The sequence below is a fragment of the Lysinibacillus sp. 10T31 genome (assembly GCF_056394365.1).
Window position 1 is genome coordinate 132,321 of record NZ_JBFTHS010000001.1, and the last position, 13,417, is coordinate 145,737.

The following is a 13,417-nucleotide window of genomic DNA, read 5'->3' on the forward strand; positions in this document are numbered from 1 at the left end:
ACCTTTTTTCCCTTTGTCATTTATGCTTTACCCTCTGCCTTTGCTTTTCGGTATAATTCCTTTGTTTTGTAGCCTAGTCTAATAATTTCACGCATCTCCTCTAAGCGTGCTACTTGTGTCTCTTCCTTTTTCGCACTATAGATATAACGAGCCCAGTCCTTTTGATAACCCGGTGTTAGTCCCTCATAAAATGTTAAATCAGTTGGATTTTCCGCAAGTGAATCACGCAATTGAGGAATCCTACCTTCATAGTCACTAACGCACTGACTACTCGCTGTCTTCTTCTTGCCGCGTCCCTTGCCATCTCTCTTTATACTTAATATAGAAAATGTCTCATCTAACGACATAAGACTTGCAAATTTATAATCACTGCCAACAATGTATTTTTCCTCGTCCACTTGAATTGCTGGGAAGATTTCATCGCGATGAATAAACTGTCCATACTTCTTATTGCCTTTTTTCGGATAAACAAAAAATAAATAGCCTTGTTCCGCAAGAGTGTTTAACTTTAGCGCATTTTGTAAATACGTTACCATTTCATCAATATTCAACACAAAGGCAATTATTCGATCATGAGGTGCATTTCCTGTTTGGGCTATTCCTTCTAATTGCATCTCCTGTGGTTGATTATGAATGGCCATGGACAGTCCATCCTTAATTTTAAATTTCTTTTGCATAGTTTTGACACCTCTTCTAATTATCAATACAATTTTCTCTTAGTTTTGATAGTATAGCTGATTTAGTGATATTTTCGTACAAAAAAACGCTCGAACATTTTCTCGAGCGTTTAAAAACTACTTTATTTTTGTAGTCGCCACTATTCCTTTAATAATCGGAATAGCTACTGCAATTATAAATATTGGCAAGAACCACCAACCAAGACTCTCTGCTTCCCCAAGTCCAATACGTATCATTTGGAAGGATATAGCTGCAAATAAAATTAGACAGAGGTTTTTTATTTCATTCAATCCTTTTCGGCTATTCAAATAAAATGCCTCTACATTACTTTCGTTTAAGCGTGCCGGGTAATTGTGCATATGTGGAGCTTTTTCAAGTAGGCCGAGCAAAATCCATAGAAATAGTCCGATAAATGGAAGGATGAGTACCTCTATTTTTGAACCCCAACGATCAACTTCTCCTGCACCATTAAAATGACCTGGAATCTTCTTGGGTAATTGGCCCCACATTACAAAAATATAAAGGATGGACAGTACAAATAACCCCCCACCGATAAAGTCCCAAATCTTCTCATATTTCGTTTTTGGCAATTTCAAAATTGGCCTATACATCTTCCCACATCCTTACTTGTTCCGTTATTCATTTTACGTTACTACAATTCAAATAGTTTCAAATTTATGCAAATTGTCATAATTGTTCGTTACATACAGGTAACTATCCGCTTTCACTAACCGTAAAACAACAAATTATTCAGCTTTTTTTATCATACTAGCCACAACTTTTTTCCTTATTATCCCTATTATATATAGTAGAAATACTCATAATACTTTGTAAAATTCATATAATCTGATATAAATGGTATATATACATATTTCATTTTTTTGTAACATTTCTACTAAATTACTGAGAAAGGAAACAACAACTATGCGATTTACTATCTACAAGAAGTTAGTACTCGGTTTTTTTATTGTTATTTTAGTATTAGTTGGCACAATAGGATTAAATTTTAAACAGCTTAATTCCGTAAACAAAACATATCGTGTGTTACTCGAAGAACAAACAACTAAATCTATTAGTATTCAAGAGCTACGCGTAATTGCTAAACAAGAAATTGTAAATATGAGAGGTTATCTATTACTTGGGGACAAGCAAAATTTTCAAAGTAATACGGCGTCACGTGAAGAATTTAAAAAGAAATATGATGAATTAAAGGCTTCGTTCGATTCTCAAAAATCGATTGAATTATTAGAGGCAATCAATAAAAGCGAGCAAGATGTCCAACAGTTCGCAGATCGAATGTTTTCATTAAAGACTGCTGGAGAAACAGAGCAATACGAAAAGCTCGATAGTACACAAGGCCGCCTAATTAATAAACAATTCGATGAACGTGTAGCTAACCTTGCTAACTACCAAGATGAGTATATAAAAGAAAAAATCGCTGCTACATCAAAAGAAATTCAAACTATTAAACTCCAAATGATTATTCTTGGCATCTTTGCTGTTGTTATTAGTCTTATCATCGCTATGGTCATGGGAAGCCTTATTTCCCGCCCTATCAAAGGTATGGCAAAAACTGCGAAAAAGATTGCTGATGGCGATTTAACAACTGAGCAAATTCACATTAAGAACCGTGATGAGGTAGGTGATTTAGCACTTGCCTTTAATCAAATGGCGTTAAATTTAAAGGACCTTATTACAAATGTACGTCATAACACCGTGCAAGTAAGTGGTTCTGCTGCTGAATTAACTGCAAGCGCTGAACAAACAATCCAAGCGACAGAACAAATTACTTCCTCTATACAAGAAGTTGCAAGTGGCTCCGAGGCCCAAGGAAAAAATGCTACTGAAAGTTCAGCAGCTATGAAAACTATGACAAAAGGCATTCAACAATTGGCTGCGACGACAGCTGCCGTTTCAGAGCTTGCTATAGAAACAAATACTGAAGCTAATAAAGGAAATGAATCGCTACACCGTGTTATTACACAGATGGACACAATTAATTCAGCAGTTTTAGAATCTGCTAGCGTTGTGAAAAATTTAGGAAATCATTCCGTTGAAATCGGAAATATTATTGGTCTCATCACGGATATCGCTGAGCAAACAAATTTACTAGCACTGAATGCTGCAATTGAGGCAGCACGTGCAGGGGATCATGGTCGCGGCTTTGCAGTAGTGGCGGATGAAGTGAAGAAATTAGCAGAACAATCTAAGCAATCAGCTGAACAGATTGCAAGTCTGATTTCAGAAATACAACAGGATACAGACCGTGCCATAACTGTTATGGATGCTGGTACACAAGAGGTAAAAGTCGGTATGCAAGTAGTAAAAGTAGCTGAGGAAGGCTTCTCGAAAATCGTTGAACTGATCGAACAAGTATCCCAACAAATTCAAGAAGCAACAACAGTTTCAGAGGAAATGTCATCAAGTGCTGAGCAAATTTACGCATCCTTCGATGAAATTACAACAATCGCACAGATGTCTTCTTCAAATCTACAAAATGTAGCTTCTGCTTCTGAGGAACAACTAGCGACTATTGAAGAAGTTGCCGCTTCTGCTGCCACACTATCAAACATGGCCGAGGAATTACAAACACAGGTTTCGCGTTTTAAAGTGGAGTAAAAAGTCTTTTTCAAGAAGCTTGTTTTATTAAAGTTATCGATTATCCATAAAAATCTCTCGAATTGTATTTGGTTATTAAATACAATTCGGGAGAGGATAACTTTTTTATATTTTTTAAATCCAGTAAATTTAATGACATCATTTATTGGATAGCTAATATTTTTGCGGTAAATGTTCTTCTATAACCATCGACATTAATGTTACTCGCTATGTATGCTCGGCTACACTTTCCTGTCTTCCTTCTGAAAGCCACTATGTCGTAGCTTTACGTTTCAAGCCTTCCGTCTCATGCAAAAGCTTTAACAATTTGCGTAAATCCATTGTCGTCACCTCTTATTTGTACTTTTCATTTAACGTATTTAACTTGTCAATTACAGCAGTCTCATTACTTAGTACTTGTAAGGATGCAAGCTCACGTACTTTATGATCACCTACACAAACACTTTCCTTCGCCTTTACAAACATGGATGCATCGTTCGCATCATTTCCAAACGCAATAAATCCACCTTCAGCGACACCTAATTTCATTAAGCCATTCCATTTATCAATGCCATTCGGGCTCATATCTACAATATTTTCTGATGTATGTTCATACACCGATATCGGTAACTGCTGTAATTCAGCTAATATTTCTTTATGTTGCTCTCCAGGAAATAAAACAATTTTTACGATATCTTTTAGTTCATGTAATGATACGTTTTTCGCAAGTTTTAGTGGATCTAAATTTTGATAAATTGGATGTGCCTCACTACCTGTATACGCATAATCCCAATCACCATCAACTAAATATGGCAGTTGAAATGCTGAAATAATGTTTTGAATCTCTTCTACAATTCCCCTTGCAAATGCAGTTACCTCAACAGTTTTCCCGTTCCGTGCAACAAATGCACCATTTCCCCCTACCATTGGAAACTTCCGCATGTTTTCAGGTAATACAGGTAATAAATCACGAATTGGACGAGCTGATGCAAAAATGATTTCATGACCATTCTCGATGCAAGCTTCTAGAGCATTAGTAATTTCCTTACTTAATGGTTGGCCCTTAAAACAAATCGTACCATCTAAATCAAATACAAATTTCATAGTCACGCCTTCTTTCTAAACTGTTAATTACCCATTTATTATCTCATAAATATTTACATTTATTGTGGAAATAATGCTCATTATCATAACGTGGGGTTGATTTCCGTTCCGGCTGGCGCCTTCCTAGGGGCATCCAGCCCCCACTCCAATCAATCTATATACATGGCATACGTTTTAACAACACCATCCCCAAATTTCGGAGATAAGCCAAAAATAAAGGATTTTTTTATTGTTATGAAACGTTCGATTTCATAATAAGTTATTGCCATTACATAAGACAGAAAAGAAATAATTTTTAGAATATTGTTGACAAACCAACAATACCCAAGTATCATTGCTTTCAACAACACATTATTGTAGGCCAAGATTGGAAATAGTAGAAATGCAAGTGTACTTGTAGAGAGTCGGTGGTTGGTGCAAACCGATAGACACACATTTTGAACTCGTCCATGAGCCACTCCCTGAACATTGAGTAAGGGATGTCGGTTTCCTCCGTTAACAGGATAGACAGTGATAGCTGTCGATAAGGGGACTTTTTCTGTAAGGAGAAGGTCAATTAGAGTGGTACCGCGAGCATAAACTCGTCTCTATATTTTTATATAGAGGCGGGTTTTTTTATTGATTCCAAAAAGTTTACTGGCCTAAGTGTGGATCGTCTCTAACAGAGCTAACGGTTCAAGCAGAGACATTATCAATATAATGACAACTACAACAAAAGGAGTGTTTGAAAATGGGAAGAAAAATTTGGGTGTTTGATACAACTTTACGTGATGGCGAGCAAGTGCCTGGTGCAAAACTGAATTTATACGAAAAAGTAGAGATTGCACAGCAACTCAAAAAATTAGGCGTCGATATTATCGAAGCTGGTTTCCCGGCTTCATCACAAGGAGATTTTGATGCAGTTAAGGCTGTCGCACAAAAAGTTGGAAATACAAATGACATTATGATTACTGCTTTAGCACGGGCTGTACAGGCAGATATTGATGCTGTTTATAACGCTGTAAAATACGCTGAAAATCCGATGATTCATATGGTGCTTGGTACTTCTGATATTCATGTTGAGAAAAAATTTAGCAAATCCAAGGATCAAATTCTACAGATTGGCGTTGATGCAGTAAAATATGCAAAAACACTTCTACCACAAGTCCAATATTCAACAGAAGACGCATCTCGTTCAGATTTCGAGTATCTTTGGAAAACCATCGAAGCCGTAATGAAAGCTGGTGCCACAATGATTAATGTACCTGACACTGTCGGCTTTGCGGAACCAGAAGAATTCGGAGCAATGATTTATAAACTAAATGAGCGTATGAAAAACCTAGACGACAGCGTTTTACTAAGCGTTCATTGCCATAATGATCTTGGTATGGCTACTGCTAACACACTGGCTGCGATTAAAAACGGCGCGGATAAAGTTGAATGTACAATTAACGGCATTGGCGAACGCGCAGGAAATGCAGCATTAGAAGAAGTTGTCATGGCGTTGAAAACACGTAGCTCTGTCTATAATGCTGAGACACGTATCAACACAAGAGAAATTATGAATACGTCTCGACTTGTTTCAAGCTTTATGGGCTTGGACGTACAAGTAAACAAAGCGATTACTGGGGATAATGCTTTTGCTCATTCCTCTGGTATTCATCAAGACGGCCTTCTAAAATCTCGTGATGCCTATGAAATTGTACATCCAGAAGATGTAGGTCTTGACGATATGGAGCTAGTCCTTACAGCTCGCTCTGGGCGTCACGCGGTGAAAAATGCCCTTGAAAAACTTGGCTTTTCCAATCTTTCAGCGGATGAATTTGAAGGAATCTTCGAAGGCTTTTTAAAGCTTGCTGATGCAAAGAAAGAAGTTTACGATCACGATTTATATGTGATTGTGGAAAGCTACTATGAAAAACATGACGCAAACAATGCTAATGCCACTCATTATAGTGATCAATTCTTTGACTTCGATGATTTACAAGTCGTCAGCAACGCAAGCTTCCCTTCAGCAAGTGTGAAAGTACGTAAGGGTGGCGAGATATTCAAAGCAAGTGCAGTTGGCTCAGGTCCAATTGATGCCCTATATTCGGCCATCGCAGAAATTACAAACATTGATGTGAAACTTGTAGAGTATAATATCAATAGTGTTTCTCGTGGTAAAGAAGCGCTTGGTAAAGTAAAAATTACAATCGAGCATGAAGGTGAAAAATATATCGCAAAAGCTGCAGATACAGATATTTTAAAAGCGAGTGCGCTAGCTTATATTAATGCTATCAACAGTATTGTTGTTGCTAAATTAACGCCTGTTATGAATTAAAACAGATCAATTATGCCTCGGTATAATTGTAGCTGTCGCTTTGCTTTCGCTACAGATAAACAATGCTTCCGGAAAGAAGTTAAAAGCAGTATGACACCATTAAGTCATACTGCTTTCATTTTTCCTAGCGGCTACCTTCCACTAACTTTTGATATTCCTCTTCAATCAATCCAACATCAAGACGTTCAAACAGTGGTGTCACTTCGCTAATACTTACTGGTAAGTCCACTTGCTCATGCCACATCACTTCATTAATTCCTAACATTGTTCTCACCTTCTCAGCTGAAAACGGTAAAAATGGATGCAACAGCTGTCCAAGATTAGCAATCATATAAACACACGTTGCAAGTGTTCGATTGCCAGCTTCCACATTCTCTTTCACCTGTAGCCAAGGTTGCTGCTCGTCAAAATAGCGATTAGCTGCACGAATATATTCAAAAATAGCCTCTAAAGCTTGTTTAAAATGACCCGCTTCTATATGAATCCCAACATCATTAAATAGCTGAATCGTGTGTTTTCGAATAGTGGCATCTATCTCGGCTTGAGGCACTTTGCTATCGAACGATTTCTCTAAAAACTTCAATGTTCGATTGACAAAATTACCGTAAGCGCCAAGTAATTCGCCATTATGGCTATAAATAAATTCTCGCCAAGAGAAATCAGTATCACGATTTTCTGGTGCATTCATTGTTAAAAAATAACGAATAGAATCTGCATCGTATTGACTCAAAATATACGGCACCCATACCGCCCAATTTTGGCTCGTCGAAAATTTTCGTTTTTCTAATGTCAAATATTCGTTTGATACAATATGTGTAGGTAAGGCCTTTGCCCCTATCCCCATAAGAATGGCTGGCCAAATAATTGTATGGAACGGAATATTATCTTTACCATGCACATAATACGAAATCGTTTCTTCATTCCACAAATCTTCAATCGCTATTTGATGCTGTTTTGCCCATTCAATACTAGCTGTTAAGTAACCTGCTACAGCTTCAATCCACACATATATTTTTTTGCCTTCAAAACCTGGCACTGGCACATCGATACCATTAGGTAAATCCCTTGTTACTGCGCGGTCCGGAACCCCCTCTGCCAAATAACGTTCTGTTAAACCTAAAGCATTGTCCCGCCAGCGTTTTTCCGCCTTTGCTTCTGCTAAATAAGTCTCCAGTCTCCCTTGAAACTGACTAAATGCAAAATAAAAATGCTCTGTCTCCCTGATAATTGGCTCATTCCCACAAATTTTACAACGCTTATCGATTAAATCGAGTGGGTCTAAAATTGTTGAGCAATTATCGCATTGATCACCACGCGCCTTCGCACCACAGTTTGGACAAATCCCCTCTACAAATCGGTCCGGCAAAAACTGCTTGTCCGTTTCACAATAGGCTTGTTCAATTTTCTTTTTGTATAAAAAATTGTTCGCTAGTAGCTGTAAAAAAATTGTTTGAACAGATTCATGATGGTGCTGCGCATCTGTTCTCGTATACAAATCATAGGTAAATCCTAAATCATTGAAGCATCTTGTAAACTCCTCGTGATAATGATCAGCAATTGCTTCCGTTGTCGTGTTTTCCTGTGCAGCCCGAATAGAAATCGGTGTGCCATTACAGTCGCTTCCCGAAACATATAAAACCTTCTCGCCCTTTTGTCGGTAATATCTAGCCAAAATATCACCTGGTAATAACGCGGCAACATGCCCTAAATGCAAAGAACCATTTGCATATGGCCACGCGCCTCCAATAACGATTGTCATCCTAAGTTGCTCCCCTCGAAAAAATTGTACAGAAAAATGTAAATAAATTGCGCCTCGGCGTAATTGCCGTCTGGATTTTGAATTGTGCTAGCACAATTCTTCCTTTTAAAATCCATGACATCCGCCGGAGGCTTTATCTTTATTCAGGTAAGCCCTGAATGAAGATAAAAAAAAACGCCCTAATCAAAATTGATTAGGACGAGTATACCCGTGTTACCACCTATATTTACAAATAGCTCACACTATTTGCCTCCATCAGTACGTCTCATCTTATTTAATCAATTATGCCTCGGCATAATTGCGTCCGGAATCGGCTTTGTGCTTGCACAAAGAACTCCTTTCCGATTCCGTGACATCCGCCGGAGGCTTGAACTTCTTCCAGCGGGTGTTTAGACACCTGCTGGAAGAAGTGAAAGATACTGCCGCTGTTGTAACGAGTGCCCATCTCGTCGTAATCTACTCACAAACTTGCTTTCGGTACGAAGCTCAAAGGTCATTTTCAAAAGGGATCATTTACCTCATTTCCACCAACAGAGGCTCTCTATATAATGCTTCTCCAATTTACTTTTCCTTATCAATGCTTTTACTATAGATTTCCACCATTTTACTCTTTCTTCTTTTGAATTGCAATGCATGTCGATAAATATCTGAAAGTTCTCGATAAAATGAAAAAGTTAGGCGATAAATCAGTGAATGTAGTCTATAAAACCTTATCCTAGCAGCTTTAAATCAAGTAGCTCATCTAAATCATCAATAATGACGTCTGCTTTTTGTAATTCTGTTTCCTGCGCAAAGTCGAATCGTACGCCAACAGAGAGTAACTGATTATCATGCGCCGCCTGAATATCAGAAGAACGATCACCTACAACTGCTCCGCGTTGAATGGCATTTTCCTCGATGACCTTTTTCACTAAATCAGATTTATGACCACTCGAAATGGACTGAATACTATATGTACCGTTGATAAAACGCTGTAATTGATAGGTTTCTACTATTGCTTGTAAATACTCAGTTTGTCCATTACTGGCAATGAATAAATCATAGTTTTCTGCCAAAGTAGCAAGTGTTTGCTCTGCATTTGGATACAAAGCGCCCTGGCGATTACGTATCTGTTCAATCAGCTTAACATGGAATAATGCATTGCTTTCTTCACGTGTCTCTAGCGTATGCATAGGACATAACGTTTCCCAAACAACAGGTAATGGAACCCCCATAATTTCGCGGTATTTCTCTATTGGTGTTTCTCCCTGCCACAAGCCCTTTGCACGCAACACATCAAACGTTGCCGACAGTGCTGGCTCTAATATTAGATTTGTTTGAAATAAAGTACCATCCATATCAAAAATAATAGCTTTTTTCATAAAATCACCCCTTCTACTATTATCAACGTTCTCATTGGAAGGAGTGTTGCAACATTAGACATCAAAAAACTCCATATGCATCTTTTCCTTCTTATAATAATCCAGTCGATCCTGTAAAGTCCCTGTATGAAATTCGAATTTATGACCGTCTGGATCCGTGAAGTAAATCGACTTTTTATCTCGTAAATCTCTTTTTCTGCCCTCCAGAATATTGACATTATGTTGGACTAGCTTTTCATACATTTTGTCAAAATCGTCCTCCTGAATAGAAAACGCTATATGTGTATAAGATTGATGTATTTCATTGCGTGGAATATCCTTTTCTACATTCAGGGCAAGCCACAGCCCATTTACATCAAAATAGGCTGTAGTTCTACCCTTCACTAATAATTTTGCGTCAAAAACCTTTTCATAGAATGCGATGGATTCCTCTAAATTTGAAACTGAAAATAATATATGATTAATATTCTGGATTGTCATGCATGTGCCCCCAACTATGAAATTGCTGATAACTACTCACTCTCATATCAAGTTTAATTTGATTTTTTGCCCTTCTTTAAGCCTTTCGCAATTTGCTTCCATTTACGTTGCTCAATTAGTTTTGCTTGAGCATTTGTTTTGCGCTCGATAAACGCAAGCTCTCTTTGCAATTTAAAGTAGCTTTGGAGACGTGATTGTTCAAGCTCGCCATCTGTAATTGCTTGCTGTACAGCACAATGTGGCTCCTTCTTATGTGTACAATCCCTGTAACGGCAGGCCGCAGAAAGTTCCTCAATATCCTGAAAACTAGAGGATAGGCTATCACTCTGATCCCATAATTGTAGCTCTCGCATTCCAGGCGTATCAATTAAACAACCACCTTCTGGCAATAGAACTAACTCACGATGCGTTGTTGTATGGCGCCCCTTCGCATCATCTTCACGAATATCCGAAACCTTCATAAGCTCATCACCACTAAGCGCATTGGTCAAAGTGGATTTCCCGGCGCCAGAAGAGCCAAGTAATGCTCCTGTCACACCTTCCGTAAATAGCGCACGAATATCTTCTACTCCCTCACCTGACAGTGCACTAGTCACAAAAATATCCACACCAAACGCTACAGACTCAACTTCACGTATCTTACTAGAGACATCTTCACAGAGATCAGCCTTCGTCAATACAACGACCGGCTTCGCGCCTGAATCCCACGCAGCTACTAAATAACGTTCCAAACGGCGAATATTAAAATCAGCATTTAAGCTCATAACTAGAAGTACGATATCAACGTTCGATGCTACAATCTGCTCTTGTATTTCCAGCCCCGCGGCCTTGCGGGAAAAGACTGATTTTCGTGTAAACAATTTATGAATAATCGCCTTTTCCTCACCTGGCATTTTCTCAACTAGCACCCAATCTCCAACTGCGGGGAAATCCTCACGTGCTAATGATGTATACGCGTAATGTCCAGCAATCGTTGCCAGCCACTCTCCTTCTTCAGCCAGTACACGATAAGAATGCTTGTGCTCTAAGGTAACCCTAGCCGGCATACAATTCGCCAACTTAGCCTCCTGTTTAAATCCCGTCATTTGCTCTTCAAAATATGTTGAAAATCCTAAAGTTGTTAAATTCAATTTGTTTTCCTCCTAAATGTGAATATCCTTTGTAATCAATTGATAATAAACAAAAAACCTTGTCTCTGCGCAATTCGGCAGTTACAAGGTTCACAGGCACATTTAAGAGAATATACAAATCACCACAATTGTGATTTAAATACACTGCGTGGTCAATTTATATATTTTAGGCGTGTGAAATTGAACAAACCGAATTGCAGTTCGTTAAAAACGGATCTATTCATCATGTCACATCACCTACTTCCGATTTAGTTATTTTCAATATAGCGAAATATTCCGAAATTGTCAATTATATTCTAACAAGCATGTACCCCCTCCCTCCCTGCATACAATGAACAAGACCACTCTTGACGAAGGAGATGTTGAATTGTCAAAAATCATTTCTATAAGTACATACCAACCACCGTACACATTACAACAGACAAATGCGGAGGAGCTAACGAAGGAGCTTTTTCATGCAAAGATACCTAAATTAGAACGCTACTTAAAAGTTTTTGAGAATGGAGGTATTGCAACACGCCATTTTTGTGTGCCACCAGAATGGCATCGTACTGATCATTCCTTTGAGGAACGTAACGATTTATATATTGAACTAGCTACACAATATAGCGTTGACGTTATTCAAGCCTGTTTACAAAATGAAACGTTTTTACAATCGCCGATTTCTCCTAAAGAAATTGATGCCATCATTTTCGTGAGTTCTACTGGTATTTCCACACCAAGTATTGATGCACGAGTTATGAATAAACTTCCTTTTTCAGACAGACTTAAACGTATTCCACTTTGGGGACTTGGCTGCGCTGGTGGTGCGGCCGGCGTTAGTAGAGCCTATGATTTTTGTCGTGCCCATCCTGAAGCAAAAGTTCTTGTCGTTTGTGTCGAGCTTTGTAGTCTAACCTTTCAGCCAAATGATTTTTCAAAAAGTAATTTAATCGGTGCCTCACTTTTCGCAGATGGAGCAGCATGTATACTCGTCTGTGGAGATGAAGTGAATATCGCAGTTAAAAAAACAATACCTGCTATTATCGGGACTGGCTCTAAATGGATGCCAGATTCAGAAAATGTTATGGGTTGGAATATTAAAAAAAATGGTCTACATGTCGTTTTTCAGAAAAGTATTCCTGCCATCATCACCAATTGGCTCGGCCCATTCATTGAACAATTTTTATTGGAACATGAACTATATAGTGAACAGCTTAACCATTTTATTGCACATCCTGGCGGTAAAAAAGTGTTAAAAGCTTATGAAGATACTCTGTATTTAGCTTCCAAAAAAACCGATATTTCTCGGGAAATATTGAAATTTCACGGAAATATGTCATCTCCTACCGTGCTATATGTATTGGAGCAATTTATGTTAAACGAAGGACAAGAAGAGGATATTGGTTTGCTCGTCGCTCTCGGCCCTGGCTTCTGTGCTGAAGCTGTATTACTTAAATGGAGGGAGTAGCATGATTATTTACATTATTTTGATCCTCGTCATTCTACAAAGATTGACAGAAGTTTTCATTGCAAAACGTAATGAAAACTGGATGCTTTCACAGGGGGCATATGAAGTTGGTTCCTCTCATTATCCATACATGGTTTCTTTGCACGTCGGTTTTTTCCTATTTTTAATTATTGAAGTAGTTACTAACCATAAAACTTTATCGCCTTTATTTCCGTTATTGTTCTTATTATTTATTGCCGTGCAAGCATTACGCATTTGGTGTATTCGTTCTTTAGGGTCTTTTTGGAACACAAAAATACTCATATTACCGGATGCAAAAGTTGTACGGAAAGGCCCTTACACATTTATGCGTCACCCAAATTACGCTGTGGTTTGCTTAGAAATTATTCTTCTACCATTAATGTTTCAAGCATATTTCACAGCATTTTGCTTTACACTTTTAAATGTAACAATGCTGTCTGTGCGTATTCCAATTGAGGAAAAAGCTTTGCGAGATGCTACAAATTATAATCATGTATTTCAAAAGAAGATTTCGGAATCTTAGCCGAAATCTTC

At 38.1% G+C, this 13,417-nt stretch carries 11 protein-coding genes and 2 other annotated features; of the genes, 4 read left to right on the plus strand and 7 right to left on the minus strand.

The features are described from left to right. Positions 1 to 20: 20 nt before the first annotated feature. Both AC1DCY_RS00705 and AC1DCY_RS00710 read right to left on the minus strand, forming a co-directional pair. The gene (locus AC1DCY_RS00705; protein WP_477346531.1) at positions 21 to 677 is read right to left on the minus strand and encodes a YdeI/OmpD-associated family protein; all 657 of its coding nucleotides are present in this window, start codon (positions 675 to 677) and stop codon (positions 21 to 23) included. A 117-nt stretch (positions 678 to 794) separates the two neighbouring features. Continuing rightward, on the minus strand, positions 795 to 1,289 hold the full coding sequence (locus AC1DCY_RS00710) for a DUF1648 domain-containing protein (protein ID WP_477346533.1): 495 nt from the start codon (positions 1,287 to 1,289) through the stop codon (positions 795 to 797). 313 nt (positions 1,290 to 1,602) lie between these two features. Between AC1DCY_RS00710 and AC1DCY_RS00715 the strand changes: the two genes are divergently transcribed. After that, complete coding sequence (locus tag AC1DCY_RS00715) at positions 1,603 to 3,297, plus strand: methyl-accepting chemotaxis protein (protein WP_477346535.1); 1,695 nt, start codon at positions 1,603 to 1,605, stop codon at positions 3,295 to 3,297. Between the two features lie 333 nt (positions 3,298 to 3,630). Here AC1DCY_RS00715 and AC1DCY_RS00720 read toward each other — a convergent pair whose 3' ends face one another. Continuing rightward, positions 3,631 to 4,380: an HAD-IIB family hydrolase gene (locus tag AC1DCY_RS00720; protein WP_477346537.1), complete on the minus strand. Its 750-nt coding sequence runs from the start codon at positions 4,378 to 4,380 to the stop codon at positions 3,631 to 3,633. 354 nt (positions 4,381 to 4,734) lie between these two features. Beyond that, positions 4,735 to 4,972: a binding site (T-box leader), on the plus strand. A 138-nt stretch (positions 4,973 to 5,110) separates the two neighbouring features. On the opposite strand from AC1DCY_RS00720, the gene AC1DCY_RS00725 reads away from it, so the two are divergent. Further along, positions 5,111 to 6,682: a 2-isopropylmalate synthase gene (locus tag AC1DCY_RS00725; protein WP_477346538.1), complete on the plus strand. Its 1,572-nt coding sequence runs from the start codon at positions 5,111 to 5,113 to the stop codon at positions 6,680 to 6,682. Between the two features lie 124 nt (positions 6,683 to 6,806). Here the strand turns inward: AC1DCY_RS00725 and metG are convergent, their stop codons facing one another. From metG to rsgA, 4 genes are all read right to left on the minus strand, one after another. Next, complete coding sequence (gene metG / locus AC1DCY_RS00730; protein WP_477346539.1) at positions 6,807 to 8,441, minus strand: methionine--tRNA ligase; 1,635 nt, start codon at positions 8,439 to 8,441, stop codon at positions 6,807 to 6,809. 191 nt (positions 8,442 to 8,632) lie between these two features. Then, positions 8,633 to 9,028 (minus strand) — a binding site (T-box leader). A gap of 123 nt (positions 9,029 to 9,151) precedes the next feature. Then, positions 9,152 to 9,802: an HAD hydrolase-like protein gene (locus AC1DCY_RS00735; protein WP_477346541.1), complete on the minus strand. Its 651-nt coding sequence runs from the start codon at positions 9,800 to 9,802 to the stop codon at positions 9,152 to 9,154. A gap of 54 nt (positions 9,803 to 9,856) precedes the next feature. After that, positions 9,857 to 10,282, minus strand: coding sequence for a FosM family fosfomycin resistance protein (gene fosM / locus AC1DCY_RS00740; protein ID WP_477346543.1), 426 nt, complete (start codon positions 10,280 to 10,282; stop codon positions 9,857 to 9,859). A 53-nt stretch (positions 10,283 to 10,335) separates the two neighbouring features. Then, on the minus strand, positions 10,336 to 11,412 hold the full coding sequence (rsgA, locus tag AC1DCY_RS00745) for a ribosome small subunit-dependent GTPase A (protein ID WP_477346544.1): 1,077 nt from the start codon (positions 11,410 to 11,412) through the stop codon (positions 10,336 to 10,338). A gap of 367 nt (positions 11,413 to 11,779) precedes the next feature. On the opposite strand from rsgA, the gene AC1DCY_RS00750 reads away from it, so the two are divergent. Then, positions 11,780 to 12,862, plus strand: a complete 1,083-nt coding sequence (locus AC1DCY_RS00750; RefSeq protein WP_477346546.1) for a type III polyketide synthase — start codon at positions 11,780 to 11,782, stop codon at positions 12,860 to 12,862. A 1-nt stretch (position 12,863) separates the two neighbouring features. After that, the gene (locus tag AC1DCY_RS00755; RefSeq protein ID WP_477346548.1) at positions 12,864 to 13,406 is read left to right on the plus strand and encodes an isoprenylcysteine carboxyl methyltransferase family protein; all 543 of its coding nucleotides are present in this window, start codon (positions 12,864 to 12,866) and stop codon (positions 13,404 to 13,406) included. Positions 13,407 to 13,417: the final 11 nt, after the last annotated feature.

What these genes read in the sequence shown, in the direction of transcription:
- AC1DCY_RS00705 (WP_477346531.1), bottom strand. Translation starts at nt 677, where the DNA reads ATGCAAAAGAAATTTAAAATTAAGGATGGACTGTCCATGGCCATTCAT.
- AC1DCY_RS00710 (WP_477346533.1), bottom strand. Translation starts at nt 1,289, where the DNA reads ATGTATAGGCCAATTTTGAAATTGCCAAAAACGAAATATGAGAAGATT.
- AC1DCY_RS00715 (WP_477346535.1), top strand. Translation starts at nt 1,603, where the DNA reads ATGCGATTTACTATCTACAAGAAGTTAGTACTCGGTTTTTTTATTGTT.
- AC1DCY_RS00720 (WP_477346537.1), bottom strand. Translation starts at nt 4,380, where the DNA reads ATGAAATTTGTATTTGATTTAGATGGTACGATTTGTTTTAAGGGCCAA.
- AC1DCY_RS00725 (WP_477346538.1), top strand. Translation starts at nt 5,111, where the DNA reads ATGGGAAGAAAAATTTGGGTGTTTGATACAACTTTACGTGATGGCGAG.
- metG (WP_477346539.1), bottom strand. Translation starts at nt 8,441, where the DNA reads ATGACAATCGTTATTGGAGGCGCGTGGCCATATGCAAATGGTTCTTTG.
- AC1DCY_RS00735 (WP_477346541.1), bottom strand. Translation starts at nt 9,802, where the DNA reads ATGAAAAAAGCTATTATTTTTGATATGGATGGTACTTTATTTCAAACA.
- fosM (WP_477346543.1), bottom strand. Translation starts at nt 10,282, where the DNA reads ATGACAATCCAGAATATTAATCATATATTATTTTCAGTTTCAAATTTA.
- AC1DCY_RS00755 (WP_477346548.1), top strand. Translation starts at nt 12,864, where the DNA reads ATGATTATTTACATTATTTTGATCCTCGTCATTCTACAAAGATTGACA.